Origin of the sequence: Janibacter cremeus, assembly GCF_013409205.1 — a bacterium.
Lineage (GTDB): Bacteria > Actinomycetota > Actinomycetes > Actinomycetales > Dermatophilaceae > Janibacter > Janibacter cremeus.
In genome coordinates, this window is sequence record NZ_JACCAE010000001.1 from 1 (window position 1) to 16,885 (window position 16,885).

At 69.4% G+C, this 16,885-nt stretch carries 14 protein-coding genes; 9 read left to right on the forward strand and 5 right to left on the reverse strand.

From position 1 onward, the window contains the following. Positions 1 to 182: 182 nt before the first annotated feature. Positions 183 to 983, reverse strand: coding sequence for a PD-(D/E)XK nuclease family protein (locus BJY20_RS00010; RefSeq protein WP_185989639.1), 801 nt, complete (start codon positions 981 to 983; stop codon positions 183 to 185). After that, positions 980 to 4,651, reverse strand: coding sequence for a methionine synthase (metH, locus tag BJY20_RS00015; protein WP_185992374.1), 3,672 nt, complete (start codon positions 4,649 to 4,651; stop codon positions 980 to 982). The genes BJY20_RS00010 and metH overlap by 4 nt, the downstream gene beginning before the upstream one ends. A 127-nt stretch (positions 4,652 to 4,778) precedes the next feature. Here metH and BJY20_RS00020 point away from each other — a divergent pair, with 127 nt between their 5' ends. Genes BJY20_RS00020 through arc form a run of 3 tightly spaced genes read left to right on the forward strand, consistent with a single transcriptional unit; the run spans position 4,779 to position 8,667 of the window. Continuing rightward, complete coding sequence (locus BJY20_RS00020) at positions 4,779 to 5,885, forward strand: site-2 protease family protein (RefSeq protein WP_185989640.1); 1,107 nt, start codon at positions 4,779 to 4,781, stop codon at positions 5,883 to 5,885. Between the two features lie 11 nt (positions 5,886 to 5,896). After that, positions 5,897 to 6,937: a tRNA (adenine-N1)-methyltransferase gene (locus tag BJY20_RS00025; protein ID WP_185989641.1), complete on the forward strand. Its 1,041-nt coding sequence runs from the start codon at positions 5,897 to 5,899 to the stop codon at positions 6,935 to 6,937. Between the two features lie 59 nt (positions 6,938 to 6,996). Continuing rightward, complete coding sequence (gene arc, locus BJY20_RS00030) at positions 6,997 to 8,667, forward strand: proteasome ATPase (RefSeq protein ID WP_185989642.1); 1,671 nt, start codon at positions 6,997 to 6,999, stop codon at positions 8,665 to 8,667. Between the two features lie 23 nt (positions 8,668 to 8,690). Here the strand turns inward: arc and BJY20_RS00035 are convergent, their stop codons facing one another. Genes BJY20_RS00035 through BJY20_RS00045 form a run of 3 tightly spaced genes read right to left on the reverse strand, consistent with a single transcriptional unit; the run spans position 8,691 to position 11,047 of the window. After that, positions 8,691 to 9,080: a DUF3054 domain-containing protein gene (locus tag BJY20_RS00035; protein ID WP_185989643.1), complete on the reverse strand. Its 390-nt coding sequence runs from the start codon at positions 9,078 to 9,080 to the stop codon at positions 8,691 to 8,693. 3 nt (positions 9,081 to 9,083) lie between these two features. Beyond that, complete coding sequence (locus BJY20_RS00040; RefSeq protein WP_185989644.1) at positions 9,084 to 10,079, reverse strand: alpha/beta hydrolase; 996 nt, start codon at positions 10,077 to 10,079, stop codon at positions 9,084 to 9,086. Then, entirely contained in the window at positions 10,076 to 11,047 is a 972-nt protein-coding gene (locus BJY20_RS00045; RefSeq protein WP_185989645.1) for an alpha/beta hydrolase fold domain-containing protein, read from the reverse strand. The genes BJY20_RS00040 and BJY20_RS00045 overlap by 4 nt, the downstream gene beginning before the upstream one ends. Positions 11,048 to 11,105: 58 nt before the next feature. Here BJY20_RS00045 and dop point away from each other — a divergent pair, with 58 nt between their 5' ends. The 6 genes from dop to BJY20_RS00075 all read left to right on the forward strand — a co-directional run bounded on the left by dop (position 11,106) and on the right by BJY20_RS00075 (position 16,876). Beyond that, entirely contained in the window at positions 11,106 to 12,602 is a 1,497-nt protein-coding gene (gene dop / locus BJY20_RS00050; protein ID WP_185989646.1) for a depupylase/deamidase Dop, read from the forward strand. A gap of 53 nt (positions 12,603 to 12,655) precedes the next feature. Next, entirely contained in the window at positions 12,656 to 12,850 is a 195-nt protein-coding gene (locus tag BJY20_RS00055) for a ubiquitin-like protein Pup (protein ID WP_185989647.1), read from the forward strand. Beyond that, positions 12,847 to 13,674, forward strand: coding sequence for a proteasome subunit beta (gene prcB / locus BJY20_RS00060; RefSeq protein WP_425484097.1), 828 nt, complete (start codon positions 12,847 to 12,849; stop codon positions 13,672 to 13,674). The genes BJY20_RS00055 and prcB overlap by 4 nt, the downstream gene beginning before the upstream one ends. 35 nt (positions 13,675 to 13,709) lie before the next feature. Then, a complete protein-coding gene (prcA, locus tag BJY20_RS00065) occupies positions 13,710 to 14,366 on the forward strand; it encodes a proteasome subunit alpha (protein ID WP_221935349.1) in 657 nt (218 codons plus the stop codon). Positions 14,367 to 14,375: 9 nt separating this feature from the next. Continuing rightward, complete coding sequence (gene pafA / locus BJY20_RS00070; protein ID WP_185989649.1) at positions 14,376 to 15,746, forward strand: Pup--protein ligase; 1,371 nt, start codon at positions 14,376 to 14,378, stop codon at positions 15,744 to 15,746. A gap of 113 nt (positions 15,747 to 15,859) precedes the next feature. Continuing rightward, positions 15,860 to 16,876: an FKBP-type peptidyl-prolyl cis-trans isomerase gene (locus BJY20_RS00075; RefSeq protein ID WP_185989650.1), complete on the forward strand. Its 1,017-nt coding sequence runs from the start codon at positions 15,860 to 15,862 to the stop codon at positions 16,874 to 16,876. Positions 16,877 to 16,885 lie beyond the last annotated feature (9 nt).

Genomic DNA, 16,885 nt, shown 5'->3' on the forward strand with positions numbered 1-16,885 from the left:
CGACGGGCACAGGGTCCGATGCCACCACCCTGCACACGCTGACGAACGGCACGCAGCAGCCCCTGAAGCTGACCGCAGACGCCAAGATCATCCGGGTCAGCTCGAGCGGTCACTGGCTCGTCAAGCTGCTCCCCGACGACTGAGCCGCCACCGATAGGTCTGCGCCGTCAGCGCCCGCCGGTTCAGTCGGGCGGGTCGGTCACCGGGAGCGGGGGAGGGGTGCCACCGAAAGCGGGGCAGAGCGGCTTGAAGTCGCACCACGAGCACAGCCGTGACGGGCGCGGCCGAAAGTCGCCCTCCACCGTGGCGCGGGCGATGGCCGCCCACACGGCCTGCACGTTCCGCTCCAGCGCGAGCAGATCCTCTTCGTCCGGCGCGTACCGGATGATCGTGCCGTCCTTGAGGTAGACCAGCTGCAGCAGGTCCGGCACCCGGCCGGTGCGACGCCACATGACCAGGCCGTAGAACTTCATCTGGAACAGGGCCTTGCCCTCGAAGCCGGGTCCGGGCGTGCGCCCCGTCTTGTAGTCCACGACCCGTACCTGCCCCTCCGGTGCCACGTCGACGCGGTCGATGACCCCGCGCAGGACCAGCCCGTCGACCTCGACCTCGACCTTCAGCTCACGGTCTGCCGGCTCGAGCCGAGAGGGGTCCTCGACGGTGAACCAGCGGTCGGTGAGCCTTCCGGCCTGGGCGAACCACGACTCCAGAGTCAGCGACTCGTCCGCAGCGAGCATCTCGGCCAGCTCCGGACGCTCCTCGACGAGGGCGTCCCAGCGGCCGGGTACGAGCTCCCGGGCGGCCTCCGGCGTGCGCTCGGCGGCAGGCAGATCGAAGATGTCCTCGAGCACGGCATGCACGAGCGTCCCGCGCACCGCTGCCGGTGACGGCGCCTCCTGGAGCCGGTCGATCGTGCGGAAGCGGTACTTCAGCGGGCACTGCTTGAAATCGGCCGCCCGCGACGGAGAAATGCTCGGGGTCACTCCGGCGCGTACCCGAGGTTGGGACCCAACCAGCGCTCGGCCTCACGCATGGTCCAGCCCTTGCGCCGGGCGTAGTCCTCGACCTGGTCCTTCGCCACGCGACCGACGACGAAGTACTGGCTGTCGGGGTGCCCGAAGTACCAGCCGGAGACGGCTGCACCCGGCCACATGGCCATCCCCTCGGTCAGCTCGATGCCGATCTCGTCGACGTCGAGAAGCTGCCACAGCGTCTGCTTCTCCGTGTGGTCCGGACAGGCCGGGTATCCCGGCGCCGGTCGGATGCCGGCGTACCGCTCCTTGATCAGGGCAGCGTTGTCCAGGTCCTCGTCCGCCGCATAGCCCCAGTACTCCTTTCGCACCCGCTCGTGGAGCCGCTCGGCGAAGGCCTCGGCGAAGCGGTCGGCCAACGCCTCGAGGAGGATCGCGTTGTAGTCGTCGTGGTCGGCCTTGAACTCCGCGATCTTGTCCGCAGCGCCGAGACCACCGGTGACGGCGAAGGCCCCGATCCAGTCCTTCAGGCCGGTGTCCTTGGGCGCGACGAAGTCGGCGAGGCTGCGGTTGGGCACGCCCGGTCGGTGCTTGCCCTGCTGGCGCAGCATGTGCAGCGTGTGCGCGACCTCGGAGCGGGACTCGTCGGTGTAGATCTCGATGTCGTCGCCCACCGCGTTCGCGGGGAAGAGACCGATGACCCCCTTGGCGGTCAGCCACTTCTCCTCGATGATCTGGTCGAGCATCACCTGCGCCTCGTCGTAGAGCTTGCGCGCCACCTCACCTGTCGTGGGGCTGTTCAGGATGTCGGGGAAGGAGCCCTTGAGCTCCCAGGCGTTGAAGAAGGGCTGCCAGTCGAAGTACTCGCGCAGCTCGGCCAGGTCGTAGTCCTCGAAGACCACGCGGCAGGGGGAGGCCCCCGACAGGTGGGCCTGCTCCTGCCCCCAGTCGATCGGGGTGCGTGCCTCCAAGGCCTGCTCGTAGGTCAACTTCGGGCGGTCGTTGTTCTTCGCCGCGTGCCGCTTGCGCAGGGCCTCGTAGTCCGCGGCCACGTCGTCGAGCAGCCCCTGCTTCCCCTTCTCCGAGAGCAGCTGGCTGACGACCGGGACGGATCGGGAGGCGTCCTTGACCCAGACGACGGGCCCGTCGTACTGCTGGTCGACCTTGACCGCCGTGTGCGCCCGGGAGGTGGTCGCCCCGCCGATCAGCAGCGGGATGTCGAAGCCCTGGCGTTGCATCTCCGAGGCGACACCCACCATCTCGTCGAGCGAGGGCGTGATCAGCCCGGACAGGCCGATGATGTCGGCGTCGTGCTCGCGTGCGGTCGCCAGGATCTTCTGCGTCGGCACCATGACACCGAGGTCGATGACGTCGTAGTTGTTGCACTGCAGGACGACCCCGACGATGTTCTTGCCGATGTCGTGCACGTCACCCTTGACGGTGGCCATGATGACCATGCCGTTCGAGCGGTCCGCATCGCCGGGTTTCTTCGATGCCTCGATGAAGGGGATGAGGTGGGCCACGGCCTTCTTCATCACCCGGGCCGACTTGACCACCTGGGGCAGGAACATCCTGCCCGCGCCGAAGAGGTCGCCGACGACCCCCATGCCGTCCATGAGCGGTCCCTCGATCACCTCGATCGGCTGCCCGCCTTCGTCGTCGATCTCCTGGCGCAGGGCCTCGGTGTCCTCGACCACGTGGTCGTCGATCCCCTTGACGAGGGAGTGCGTGATGCGTTCGCGAAGGGGGAGCTCGCGCCACTCCTCATTGGCCTCCTCGGCCTTGTGCCCGTCACCGCGGAACTGCTCTGCGATCTCCAGCAGGCGCTCGGTGGAGTCCTCGCGACGGTTGAGGACGACGTCCTCGATCCGCTCACGCAGCTCGGTGTCGATCGTGTCGTAGGGGACGAGGGCTCCGGCGTTGACGATTCCCATGTCCATGCCGGCACGGATCGCGTGGTACAGGAAGACCGCGTGGATGGCCTCGCGCACGGCGTTGTTGCCGCGGAAGCTGAAGGAGACGTTGGACACGCCTCCGGAGACGAGGACGTGCGGCAGGTTCTCCTTGATCCAGCGGGTGCCCTCGATGAAGTCGGTGCCGTAGGCAGCGTGCTCCTCGATACCGGTGGCCAGGGCAAAGATGTTGGGGTCGAAGACGATGTCCTCGGCGGGGAACCCGACCTCCTGCGTGAGGATGGTGTACGCCCGCTGGGCGATCTCCTGACGGCGCTGCAGGTTGTCTGCCTGCCCCTCCTCGTCGAAGCCCATGACGACGACTGCGGCGCCGTACTTGCGGCACAACCGGGCCTGCTCGACGAAGGGCTCGACGCCCTCCTTCATCGAGATCGAGTTGACGATCGCCTTGCCCTGGGCGCGCTGCAGTCCGGTCTCGATGACCTCCCACTTCGAGGAGTCGATCATCAGCGGGACCTTCGAGATGTCCGGCTCCGAGGAGACGAGGTTGACGAAGGTGCCCATCGCGGCCACCCCGTCGAGCATCCCCTCGTCCATGTTGATGTCGATGGCCTGCGCGCCGTTCTCGACCTGCTGGCGGGCCACCGACAGTGCACTCGGGTAGTCGTCGGCCTCGATGAGCTTGCGGAAGCGTGCTGACCCGGTGACGTTGGTGCGCTCCCCGATGTTGACGAAGAGTGAGTCGCTGGTGACGTTGAAGGCCTCGAGCCCGGACAGGCGCAGCGCCGGCTCGACCTCGACGGGTACCCGAGGAGTGGCGCCCTCGATCCCGGCCGCGATGGCGGCGACGTGCTCCGGGCTGGTGCCGCAGCACCCCCCGAGGATGTTGACCAGCCCGGAGGTGGCGAACTCCGAGACGAGCTCGGCCATGAACTGCGGGTCCTGGTCGTACTCGCCGAAGGCATTGGGCAGCCCGGCGTTGGGGTAGGCGGACACGAAGGTGTCGGCGACCCGGCCCAGCTCGACGAGGTACTGGCGCATCTCCTGCGCCCCCAGGGCGCAGTTGAGCCCCACCGCCACCGGCTGCGCGTGCCGGATGGAGTTCCAGAAGGCCTCGGTGGTCTGCCCGGTCAGGGTGCGTCCCGACGCGTCGGTGATCGTGCCGGAGACGATGACCGGCCACCGGCGCCCCTGCTCCTCGAACAGGGTCTCGATCGCGAAGATCGCGGCCTTGGCATTGAGCGTGTCGAAGATCGTCTCGATGAGCAGCACGTCGGCGCCGCCCTCGACGAGGCCCAGGGCCTGCTCGTGGTAGGCCGCCACGAGCTGGGTGAAGGTGATGTTGCGGTGGGCCGGGTCGTTGACGTCGGGGGAGATCGAGGCGGTGCGCACAGTCGGTCCCATCGCTCCGAGGACGTAACGCGGGCGCGAGGGGTCGCCGGCCATCACCTCGTCGGCGGCCTCCCTCGCCAGGCGTGCGGCGGCGACGTTGATCTCGTGGGCCAGGTCCTCCATGCCGTAGTCGGCCAGGGAGATCCGCTGGGCGTTGAAGGTGTTGGTCTCGATCAGGTCGGCACCGGCGTCGAGGTACTGACGGTGCAGGTCCTTCACGATGGCCGGCTGGGTGAGCGAGAGGAGGTCGTTGTTGCCGCGCACGTCGCTGGTCCAGTCGGCGAAGCGCTCCCCCCGGAACTCGGCCTCCGACAGGCCCTGCTGCTGGAGCATCGTTCCCATGCCGCCGTCCATGAGCAGGACCTGCTCGCGCATGGCCTCCTGCAGGGACTCGGTGGCGTCGGGACGAAGGGCGGTGTCATTCACCGGAGAGATCCTGTCATCGAAAGGGTGGGGGACCTTCCATTATCCGCATGCCGGTCGCTCGCCTAGGGTCAGGGCCATGGCCGAGCCGATCGAACCGCCCCCGCGTGGGATCCGTCTGGCCACGATCGCCTCGGTTCCCATCTACCTCGGGTGGTCGTGGCTGCTGCTGGGCGTGATCATCATCGTGCTCATCGGACCGGGCACCGCCGCGCGGTTCGGGAGTGTCACCGGGTACTCCATCGCGGCCGTCTACGCGCTGGCCCTGCTGCTGAGCGTGCTGGCCCACGAGGCTGCGCACGCGGTCGCGGCGCGGGCCTTCGGGCACAAGGTGCACCGGGTGGTCGCTGACCTGTGGGGTGGGCACACCGCCTTCGACGCCTCCCACGGCACGGCCTGGAGCGCGGCGACGATCGCGATCGTCGGCCCACTGACCAACGGGGTCATCGCGGCACTCGCCTTCGGCGGAGTGGTGGTCTCCGGGTCGGAGGTCACGGTGAGCCTCCTGAGCGGCGTGGCCTTCGTCAACGGCGCCCTGGCGCTCTTCAACCTCCTACCGGGACTGCCGCTCGACGGCGGCCAGGTCGTGGAGTCGCTGATCTGGGCGGCCACGGGAGACCAGTCGCGCGCCAGAGTCATCGCCGGCTGGGCCGGTCGGGTGCTGGTCGTGCTCATCGTCGTGGCGATCATCGGCGTCCCCCTGGCGCGCGGCGCGACGCCGGACCTGTCGATCACCCTGTGGACCGCCCTCATCGGTGCCTTCCTGTGGTCCGGGGCGACGAGCGCCATCGCCCAGGGGCAGGCTCTGGGCACCCTGCGTGGCCTGGACGTGGCGGCCGTCCTCGAGCCGGCCGCCGCCATCGGGGGCGACCGGCCGCTGACCGAGCTGACCTCCCTTCGCGCCCTGCCGGTGGTCGTCGACGACGCCGGCCGGCCGATCGGCCTGATCGACCACGACGCGCTGCGCTCCGTACCCCCGGACGCCGTGGCGAGCACCCCGGTCTCGGCGGTGACCACCCCCGCGCCCGCGGCGTGGACCACCGAGCTGCGAGTGGGGAGCGAGGCACTGGACCTCGTGCGCGCCTTCCAGTCCTCGGGCTCGTCGATCGTCGCGGTGACCTCGGGCGGGCGACTGCACGCGGTCGCCCGGGCGGCGCGGGTCAATGCCGCACTCTCGCGCAACTAGACTCGGCCCCCATGAGTGCCACCGGATCTGCCTATCGTCGTGGTCCCTTCCGTGAGGGGGACCGGGTGCAGCTGACCGACCCGAAGGGGCGGATGCACACCATCACGCTCACGCCGGGGAAGCAGTTCCACACCCACCGCGGCCACGTCAAGCACGACGACCTCATCGGGGAGCCGGACGGCTCGACGGTGACGAACACCGCCGGGACCCAGTACCTGGTCCTGCGTCCGCTGCTGTCCGACTACGTCATGTCGATGCCACGCGGCGCTGCGGTCGTCTACCCCAAGGACGCGGGCCAGGTCATCCAGATGGCAGACGTCTTCCCCGGCGCGAGCGTCGTGGAGGCGGGGGTCGGTTCGGGTGCCCTGTCGATGTCGCTGCTGCGTGCCGTCGGTGACACCGGCCGGGTGCACTCCTTCGAGCGTCGTGAGGACTTCGCGACGATCGCCAGGGCGAATGCGCACGCCTTCTTCGGCGAGGACCACCCCGCGTGGACCGTGACCGTCGGGGACCTCGTCGAGTCGCTGCCCGACGCGGTCGAGCCGGGCAGCGTCGACCGGGTCGTGCTGGACATGCTCGCCCCGTGGGAGTGCCTCGAGGTCGTCGCCGACGCGTTGGCGCCCGGTGGCGTGCTCATCTGCTACGTCGCGACCGCGACGCAGCTGAGCAAGGTCGGAGAGGCCATGCGCGACTTCGGCACCTTCACCGAGCCGCAGGCCTGGGAGTCGCTCGTGCGCGGATGGCACCTCGAGGGGCTCGCCGTGCGTCCGCAGCACCGCATGCACGGGCACACCGGGTTCCTCATCTCCACGCGCCGGCTCGCACCGGGCGTCACCCCGCCGCCGCGCAAGCGCCGGCCGGGGCGTGGCTACGCCGCGCAGGAGGAGGCCGCGGACGAAGAAGCCTCGAAGGGGACTGACGTCACTGCCGCGGAGGCGCCCCCGGGCACGGACGATGCCGAGTGGACCTCCGAGGCGCTCGGCGAGCGGGTCGCCTCCGCGAAGCGGATGCGCAAGCTCGCCCGAGGAGTGGTCCCCCCTTCGCCTCGGTGAGCGATCGGGGGAGACTGGGCAGGAGACCGCCTCACCCGGCGGGAAGGGAGCAGACGTCGATGACAGAAGAACCGACCCCCCAGCACGATCGTGAGCTGCGTGACCTGCGTGCGGACCTCGCGCGGCAGAAGTCGCAGTCGGCGACCGTCGCCTCGCAGAACGAGCGGCTCGTGCGCACCCTCAAGGACGCCCGGCAGGAGCTCGTCACCCTCCGCGAGGAGCTGGAGCGGCTGGCGCAGCCGCCCGCGTCCTACGCCGTCATCGTCGATGTGCACGCGCAGGACCAGGCCGTCGACGTGCTCAGTGGTGGCCGCAAGATGCATGTTGCGGTCAGCCCGGCCGTGGACGTCGCGGAGCTGGGGGTCGGCCGCGAGGTGCGGCTCAACGAGGCGATGAACGTCGTCTCGGTCCACGGTGAGGACGTCGCCGGCGAGGTCGTGGTCGTCAAGGAGGTCCTCGACGATGACCGACTGCTGGTGATCATGCGCCAGGACGAGGAGCGGGTCGTGCGGCGCGGCGGCCGGGTGACCGAGAAGCAGGTGCGCGTCGGGGACGCCGTGCTCGTCGACCAGCGCAGCAACATCGCCGTCGAGCGCATCCCGCGCGCCGAGGTCGCCGACCTGGTCCTCGAGGAGGTCCCGGACCTGGGTTATGACGACATCGGTGGCCTGACGACGCAGATCGAAGCGATCCGCGACAGCGTGGAGCTTCCGTACCTGCACGCCGACCTCTACGAGCGCCACCAGCTCAAGGCGCCCAAGGGTGTGCTTCTCTACGGCCCGCCCGGCAACGGCAAGACGATGATCGCCAAGGCCGTCGCCTCCTCGCTCGCCCGCAAGGTCGCCGAGCGCACGGGGCAGGAGAGCGCCACGGCCTACTTCCTCAACATCAAGGGCCCGGAGCTGCTCAACAAGTACGTCGGCGAGACGGAGCGGCACATCCGGTTGATCTTCCACCGCGCCCGTGAGAAGTCGAGCGACGGGACCCCGGTCGTCGTCTTCTTCGACGAGATGGACTCTCTCTTCCGCACCCGCGGGTCGGGTGTCTCCTCGGACGTGGAGACGACGATCGTGCCGCAGCTGCTCGCGGAGATCGACGGTGTCGAGGGTCTGGACAACGTCATCGTCATCGGCGCGACGAACCGGGAGGACATGATCGACCCGGCGATCCTGCGTCCCGGTCGCCTGGACGTGAAGATCAAGATCGACCGCCCTGACGTCGAGGGCGCACGCGACATCTTCAGCAAGTACCTCACCGCGGACCTGCCGTTGCACCCGGAGGACCTCGGGGAGCACGACGGCAATCCCGCGGCGACGGTCTCGGAGATGATCGACGCGGTCGTCGAACGGATGTATGCCGAGTCCGACGAGAACCAGTTCCTCGAGGTCACCTACGCCGGAGGCGACAAGGAGGTCCTCTACTTCAAGGACTTCAACTCCGGCGCGATGATCCAGAACATCGTCGACCGGGCGAAGAAGGCCGCGATCAAGGACTTCCTCACCACGGGCACCGAGGGCCTGCGCGTCGGGCACCTGCTCGACGCCTGCGTGGCGGAGTTCAAGGAGAACGAGGACCTGCCCAACACGACGAACCCGGATGACTGGGCGAAGATCTCGGGCAAGAAGGGCGAGCGGATCGTCTACGTGCGCACGCTCATCGGTGGCAAGTCCGGGGGCGCCGAGCCGGGCCGCTCGATCGACACGGGGCACCGCACCGGCCAGTACCTCTGACCCGCGGTCCCCGTCGTGACGACTCAGGTCCTTGCGAGTCGTCCGGCCACGAGCCGCCAGCCGATCAGCGTGGCCGCCAGGAAGAGCGTCGCGACGACGACGAAGGGCGCGGCCGTCCCCTGACCGCTCGCGGCCCGCAGGAGCATGCCCGTCACGAGGGTGGCCAACCACACGGGCACGCCGTCGACCCACCGGAGCGGCCACGTGCGCCGGATGACCACGACGAGCGCCCAGCCGAGGACCAACCCGACGAGGAACGGCCAGGCGGTGTGCCACCACCCGGCCGGGTCGAGCGCCTCGTCGTGGGTGCGACGTCCCAGGAGCGTGAACACCGCGATGATCACGACGTCGATCCCGAGAGCGACGACGGTACGGGTGCCGGGCGACCGGAGTGCCGGCCCGGGTGGAGTCATCGGTCAGACCTCCTCGACCAGGTGTCGGTGCAGCTCGCGGACGAGCTCCTCGCGGTGCTGTGCTCCCGAGCGTGCGATCCCGGGGAAGTTGGCGAACCCGTGCGGCAACCCGACGTAGTTCGTCACGCGCACCGGGACCCCGGCCCGGCGCAGGGTCTGGCCGTAGCGCAGTCCGTCGTCGCGGATCGGGTCCAGGTCGGCAGTCTGCACCAGAGCCGGCGCCACCGAGGCAACCTCTCCGAACAGCGGTGAGACGAGGGGGTCGGTGTAGTCCACCGCCTCGTCGGCGTCCCCGATGTAGAGGGCTCGGAAGGCGATGATCTTGGCCTGCGTGAGGATCGCCCCCTGCGAGTGCTCCGCGATCGACGGGGAGGCCATGGTCATGTCCGTCGCCGGGTAGATCAGCGCCTGGTGGCGGATGACCGGCTCGCCGTCACCGGTGCGCAGGTCGCGCAGCTGCTGGGCGACGACAGCCGAGAGGTTGCCTCCGGCGGAGTCGCCACACAGGGCGATCCGGTCCCGGTCGACCCCGTGGTCGGCGTGCTCGTGCAGCCACCGCGTGACGTCGATCGCGTCGTGCGCCGCCGTCGGCGCGCGGTGCTCCGGCGCCATCCGGTAATCGACGCTGACCACCACGGCGTCGAGTTCGGCCGCGAGGTGGCTGCACAGCGGGTCGTACATCCGCGTGGATCCCTGCACCCAGCCGCCACCGTGGAAGTAGACGACGAGTGGTCGTTGTGAGCGCGCTCCGGACGGTGTGTACCAGCGAAGGGGGATGGTCGCCCCATCACGCGCGGGGGCGCTCCCTTCGTCGACCGTCACGTCCGCACGGACCCGGCCGGTGATCCAGGCGAAGGGGGGTGAGGTCGGGTAGACCTGAGCCCGGGACCGCTTGATGTCCTCGATGGTGGCGTCGACGATCGAGACCCGCCCGACGGTGTCGAGCACGGTGGTCAGCAGGCCCACCATCGGGGCGAGGCCGGGGTAGGGACGCTTCATCGATCCTCCACGTGCAGATGGTGTCGCAGCTCGCCCACGAGCTCCTGGAGTGCGGGCTCCGCCGCGGGGGCGAGCCCCGGGAAGTTGAGGAAACCGTGCGGCGCACCACGGTAGTTCGTGTGCCGTACCTCGACCCCGGCCGTGCGCAGGGCGTCGACGTACGTTTCCCCGTCCGGGCGAAGGGGGTCCAGCTCGGCCGTCTGCACCAGCGCCGGCGGCAGGTCGGTGAGGTCGCCGTGGGCGGGGGAGATGAGCGGGTCGTGGGCGTCCGCGTCGTCGCCGAGGTAGAGACTCCGGAAGCTGCGCAGCATGGCAGGGGTCAGGATCGGGTAGCGCCGGTCGAGCGACTGCAGGTCCGCCAGCTCGCGCTCGGTCAGGTCGGGAGCGGGGTAGACGAGGGCCTGGTGGCGCAGCCCCACGAAGGCATCGTCGCGCAGGTGCTGGGCGATCCCGGCCGCGAGGTTGCCGCCGGCCGAGTCCCCGGTGACGCCGACTGCGTCGGTGCGGGCGCCGATCTCCTCGGCATGCTCCAGGGCCCAGGTGGTGGCGTCACGGCAGTCGAGGGCGGCCTGCGGCCCCCGGTGCTCGGGCGCCATCCGGTAGGCGACCGTGACGACGACGGCCCGGGCCGCTGCGGCGATCCGGGTGAGGTAGGGGTCGTAGATGCCGATGTGGCCGATGACGAAGCCGCCCCCGTGGAAGTGCAGGAGGAGCGGCAGCCGCTCGGCCGACGCGGGTCGGTGGACGCGCACCTTCAGCTCGTGGCCGTCGCGCACGGTGATCCAGCGGTCCTCGCTGCGCACGCCACGATGCGGTGCCCCGACGACCCAGGTGTAGGGCGCTCGCATCGGCACCGCGCTGCGCATTCTGGAGAGCCGATCCGCGGTCATCTCGTCGGCGGTGACCGCGAAGCGAGTGAGGAAGTCGAGGATCCTCGTGCCCATGGGCATCCACGTCTGATCGTCCACGGCCCCATTCAACACGCTGCCCCTTCGACCACGGGGTGGGGGCGCCTACCCTGTGGCCATGAGTGTGCGACGGGTCATGGGTGTCGAGACCGAGTACGGGATCTCCGTGCCGGGGGAGCCGCAGGCCAATCCGATGGCCGCCTCCGGCGACGTCGTCACCACCTATGCGCGGGCACACGGGTTGCGGGCCGCACACGGCGCATGGGACTACAGCGACGAGCACCCGCTCATCGACGCCCGCGGCTTCGAGGTACCCCGGTCCCGGGCCGACCTGTCCCAGCTGACGGACATCGAGGACCCCACGCTGGCCAACGTCGTGCTCGCCAACGGGGCCCGCCTGTACGTCGACCACGCACACCCCGAGTACTCCAGCCCGGAGGTCACCTCCCCGCGGGACGCCGTCGTGTGGGACCGCGCGGGGGAGCTGGTCATGCGCGAGGTCGTGCAACGACTGGCCGCCACCCCGCCCGGTATCAACCTGTACAAGAACAACACCGACGGCAAGGGCTCCTCGTACGGCACGCACGAGAACTTCCTGGTCACCCGCAGGACTCCCTTCGAGCGGATCGTCGCCGGGCTGACCCCCTTCTTCGTCGCCCGCCAGGTCATGTGCGGTGCGGGACGGGTCGGGATCGGCCAGGAGAGCGAGCACGCCGGGTACCAGATCTCCTCCCGCAGTGACTTCTTCGAGGCGTCGGTCGGGCTGGAGACGACCTTCAAGCGCCCGATCATCAACACCCGCGACGAGCCGCACGCCGATCCCGACATCTGGCGCCGGCTGCACGTGATCATCGGCGACGCCAACCAGGCGGACGTGGCCAACCTGGTCAAGACCGGCTCCACCTCGCTCGTGCTCTCCCTCATCGAGGCGGACGCGTTCGACCGTGGGCTCGAGGTGCTCCACCCGGTCGAGGCACTGAAGGTCATCTCCCACGACCCCACCTGCACGGCGACGGTGCGGATGCGCGACGGACGGGACCTCACGGCGGTACAGATCCTCACCGAGTACCTCGAGATGGCCACCGCCTTCGTCGAGCGCGAAGGGAGCGACCCGGCGACCGACGAGGTACTCGCCCACTGGGAACGGCTCCTCGGGCTCCTCGCACACGACCCGATGGACGCGACGGCCGACATCGACTGGGTCGCCAAGCTCAACCTGCTCGAGCGCTACCGCCATCGGGACGGCATGGAGTGGACGGACCCCAGGCTGACGGCGATCGACATCCAGTTCTCCGACGTGCGCCCTGAGAAGGGCATCTTCCACAAACTCGAGGAGGCCGGCCGGATCACCCGACTGACCAGCGACGAGGAGGTCCGAGCAGCGGTCTCCACCCCGCCTGCCGACACCCGCGCATGGCTGCGTGGAGGTGTCGTCGAGCGCCTTGGGCAGCACGTCATTTCCGCGTCGTGGGACAGTCTCGTGCTCCGTCTGCCGCGGGCCGGTCGGATCGCCCGGGTGTCGATGCTGGACCCGCTCGCCCACGGCCGCGACGAGACCGAGTCGCTGCTGTCCACCGGAGACGTCGACGACCTCGTGGTCGGGCTCGGGGCATAGGCTCGTAGGGACCGGGTGCCGGCAGCGGCCGGCCACGACGAGAAGGAGCAGTCATGGCGCAGGAGCAGATCCGTCCCGAGCGTTCCGGTGGGGGTGACGAGGAGCCCGTCGACGAGGGGACCCAGGTGGCGGCGCAGAACGCCGCTCGTGACGAGGACGTCGACTCGGTGCTCGACGAGATCGACGGCGTCCTGGAGTCCAACGCCGAGGAATTCGTCAAGGGCTTCGTCCAGAAGGGTGGCCAGTGAGTCCGACGCTGTCCCACGGGCGCCTGCCGGAGGCCTTCATGACCGCCGGAGGTGCCTCCTTCACGGAGTTCGTCGGGAGGCACGAGCCGCAGCTGCTGCCCGGCCGGCGTCCGTTACCCAGCACGCCGGCGCTGGAGGCGCCCCACGGCACGACGATCGTCAGCCTGGCCTGGCCCGAGGGTGTCCTGATGGCGGGTGACCGACGCGCCACGTTGGGCAATGTCATCGCCAACCGGGACATGGACAAGGTCTTCGCCGCCGACGACCTCTCGCTCGTCGGCATCGCCGGCACGGCGGGGGTGGCGATCGAGATGGTGCGGTTGTTCCAGGTCGAGCTGGAGCACTACGAGAAGATCGAGGGCACGCATATGTCCCTCGAGGGCAAGGCCAACCGCTTGGCCGCGATGCTGCGCAGCAACCTCGGCCTGGCGATGCAGGGGCTGGCCGTCGTCCCGGCCTTCGGCGGGTACGACGCCGTGGCCGGCACCGGTCGGATCTTCTCCTACGACGTGACCGGGGGGTGCTACGAGGAGCACCGCCACCACAGCGTCGGTTCGGGAGCGGCCTTCGCGCGTGGTGCGTTGAAGAAGCTCTGGCGTCCCGACATGGGGCGTGACGAGGCGGTGCGCGTCGCCGTCGAAGCGCTCTACGACGCCGCCGACGACGACTCCGCGACCGGGGGACCGGACGTGCACCGACGCATCTGGCCGACCGTCGGCATGGTGGGTGCCGACGGGGTGACTTTCCTGGACGAGGTGGTCCTCGAGGGCGCGGTCGCGACCGTGCTGGAGACCCGCCGCGACAACCCGGGAGGTGCCCGGTGAGCCAACCCCCCTTCTACGTCTCACCCGAGCAGGTGATGAAGGACCGGGCGGACTTCGCCCGGGCCGGGATCGCCCGCGGTCGCTCGGTCGTGGTCCTCGCCTACGACGGGGGCATCCTCTTCGTCGCCGACAACCCGAGCAGCCGGTCGCTGAACAAGGTCAGCGAGATCTACGACCGCCTCGGCTTCGCTGCGGTCGGCAAGTACAACGAGTTCGAGAACCTCCGCGTCGCCGGTATCCGCTACGCCGACCTGCGCGGCTACTCCTACGACCGTTCCGACGTCACCGCACGGGGTCTGGCCAATGCCTACGCCCAGACCCTGGGCACGGTCTTCACCGAGGACCAGAAGCCCTACGAGGTCGAGATCGTGGTCGCCGAGGTCGGGGGCAGTCCCGAGCGCGACCGGATCTACCGACTGACCTACGACGGGTCCGTCTCCGACGAGGCCGGGTGCGTGGTCATCGGCGGTGCCAGCGAGCAGCTCAACGAGACGTTGCGCTCCCGCTGGCACAACGGGATGTCGCTGACCGAGGCGTTCGACGTGGCCGTGGAGGTGCTCTCCATCCACGGCGAAGGGGAGGGGACGGGCCCGCGGATCCCGCTCGATGCACTCGAGGTCGCCGTGCTCGAGCGTGACCGGCCGCGCCGGTGCTTCCGCCGGCTCACCGGGCCGGCCCTGCGCGAGGGTTAGCCTGCACACGTGGAGCGACGCATCTTCGGCATCGAGACCGAGTTCGGGATCACGGCCGTCACCGACGGGCATCGACGACTGACGCCGGACGAGGTCGCCCGGTACCTCTTCCGCAAGGTGGTCACCTGGGGGCGGTCGAGCAATGTCTTCCTGCCCAATGGCTCCCGGCTCTACCTCGACGTCGGCAGCCACCCCGAGTACGCCACTGCCGAGTGCGACGACCTGCGCACGCTCATCGCCCACGACCGGGCGGGGGAGCGAATCGTGCAGGATCTCGTCGAGGACGCCCAGGCGCGACTGGCGCAGGAGGGCGTCGCCGGTGACATCTACGTCTTCAAGAACAACGTCGACTCCGCCGGCAACTCCTACGGCTGCCACGAGAACTTCCTCGTCGCGCGCACGGACAACTTCGCCGCGGTGACCGAGGGTCTGCTGCCCTTCCTCATCACCCGCCAGATGATCGCCGGCACCGGCAAGCTGATGCAGGGCACCCGGGGAACCACCTTCTCGGTGAGCCAGCGGGCCGACCACATCTGGGAGGGCGTCTCCTCGGCGACCACCCGATCGCGGCCGATCATCAACACCCGCGACGAGCCGCACGCCGATGCCGAGCTCTACCGACGCATGCACGTCATCGTCGGCGACTCGACGATGACCGAGACCACGACGCTGCTGAAGGTCGGGTCGGCCCACCTCGTGCTGCGCATGCTCGAGGACGGCGTCGCCATGCCGGACATGACCCTGGAGAACCCGATCCGGGCGATCCGCGACATCAGCCTCGACCGGACGGGGCGCACTCCGGTGGCCCTGGCCGACGGCCGCCGGATGAGCGCGCTGGAGATCCAGGTCGAGTACCTGGCCAGGGCCACCGAGTACGCCGCGCGCGAGGGCATCGACGACGACCTGACCACGCAGGTCCTCGACCTGTGGGAACGCACGTTGCAGGCCGTCGAGACCGACGATCTCTCGCTCGTCGACACGGAGATCGACTGGGTGATCAAGTACCGCCTGCTCGATGCGTACGCCACCCGGCACGGGCTCGACCTGGACGACCCGCGACTGGCCCAGCTCGATCTCGCCTACCACGACATCGACCCGGCTCGGGGCGTGCACCACGTGCTCCAGCGGGCCGGACGGATCGCGCGGGTCGTCACGGACGAGGAGATCGTGGCGGCCATGGACACCCCGCCGCAGACGACGCGTGCCAAGCTGCGCGGGGACTTCGTGCGCACCGCGCGGGAGCACTCACGCGACGTCACGGTCGACTGGGTGCACCTGAAGGTCAACGACGAGGCGCAGCGCACCGTGCTGTGCAAGGATCCCTTCCGTAGTGTCGACGAACGGGTCCAGCGACTCATCGACATGATGGTCGGCACATAGCGGCCGATGCACACCCTTGGGTCAGCGGACACCCAGAATCGCTGGTTAGGGTGTCCGCGGACCATTTCCTACACCCATCGATGAGGTTGATCGTGCCGAAGGCCCGTCCCCGCTTGACCACCGCCGTTGCGGCATCGCTCGCATCGCTGATGCTGCTGACCGCCTGTGGCGGTGACTCCGAGAGCGACTCGTCGGACAAGGGGTCCAGCGAGTCGGCGTCCGACTCCAAGGACGCGACGCCCACCCTCGCGGAGCCGAAGGAGGAGGACCTCGACAAGGTCGAGGAGATCGAGGTCACCCAGGCCGAGGGCAAGAAGGGCCCCTCCGTGGAGCTGCCCGAGAAGCCGCTCGAGGTCTCCCAGACCACCCGCACGATCCTGGACGAGGGCGACGGCAAGGACCTGCCGGACGACGCCTACGCCACGGTCGACCTCGCGATGTTCTCTGCCAAGGACGGCAAGGCCATCGACGGTTCGGAGACGTACACCAGCTCGCCGATCGTCCTCGACCTGGGCAACAAGCAGTCCCTGCCCGGGCTCGTCAAGGCCATCAAGAGCCAGCCGATCGGATCCAGCGGCGTCGCCGTGCTCACGCCCGAGGACCTCTTCGGAGAGGAGGGCGCCCCGCAGCTGGGCATCGACGGCAAGGACAACCTCGTTCTCGTCTACGACGTGCGTGGCCAGCTTCCGACGAAGGCGCAGGGCAAGGAGGTCGAGCCGCAGGCCGGTCTGCCGAAGGTCGACTGGAAGCCGGACGCACCCGCCGACATCACCGTCCCCAAGGGCGAGGACCCGCCGAAGAAGCTCGTCGTGGAGAAGCTCATCGAGGGTGACGGCGAGAAGATCAAGAAGGACGACTACGTCTATGTCTCCTACACCGGTGTGACCTGGGAGGACGGCAAGGTCTTCGACTCGTCCATGAAGGACGGACGCGGCCCGTTCGCCTTCCCGGTCGGCCAGAACGCCGTCATCCCCGGCTGGGACAAGGCCGTGGAGGGCGCGAAGGTCGGTGACCGCCTGCTCGTGGTGGTCCCGCCGAAGGAGGGCTACGGCAAGGAGGGCACTCCGGACGGGTCGATCGAGGGCGGCTCCACGCTCGTCTTCACCGTCGACGTCCTCGGCGCTCCCTGAGGTCTCAAG

What these genes read in the sequence shown, in the direction of transcription:
- metH (WP_185992374.1), bottom strand. Translation starts at nt 4,651, where the DNA reads ATGCGCGAGCAGGTCCTGCTCATGGACGGCGGCATGGGAACGATGCTC.
- BJY20_RS00020 (WP_185989640.1), top strand. Translation starts at nt 4,779, where the DNA reads ATGGCCGAGCCGATCGAACCGCCCCCGCGTGGGATCCGTCTGGCCACG.
- BJY20_RS00025 (WP_185989641.1), top strand. Translation starts at nt 5,897, where the DNA reads ATGAGTGCCACCGGATCTGCCTATCGTCGTGGTCCCTTCCGTGAGGGG.
- arc (WP_185989642.1), top strand. Translation starts at nt 6,997, where the DNA reads ATGACAGAAGAACCGACCCCCCAGCACGATCGTGAGCTGCGTGACCTG.
- BJY20_RS00035 (WP_185989643.1), bottom strand. Translation starts at nt 9,080, where the DNA reads ATGACTCCACCCGGGCCGGCACTCCGGTCGCCCGGCACCCGTACCGTC.
- BJY20_RS00040 (WP_185989644.1), bottom strand. Translation starts at nt 10,079, where the DNA reads ATGAAGCGTCCCTACCCCGGCCTCGCCCCGATGGTGGGCCTGCTGACC.
- dop (WP_185989646.1), top strand. Translation starts at nt 11,106, where the DNA reads ATGAGTGTGCGACGGGTCATGGGTGTCGAGACCGAGTACGGGATCTCC.
- BJY20_RS00055 (WP_185989647.1), top strand. Translation starts at nt 12,656, where the DNA reads ATGGCGCAGGAGCAGATCCGTCCCGAGCGTTCCGGTGGGGGTGACGAG.
- prcA (WP_221935349.1), top strand. Translation starts at nt 13,710, where the DNA reads ATGAAGGACCGGGCGGACTTCGCCCGGGCCGGGATCGCCCGCGGTCGC.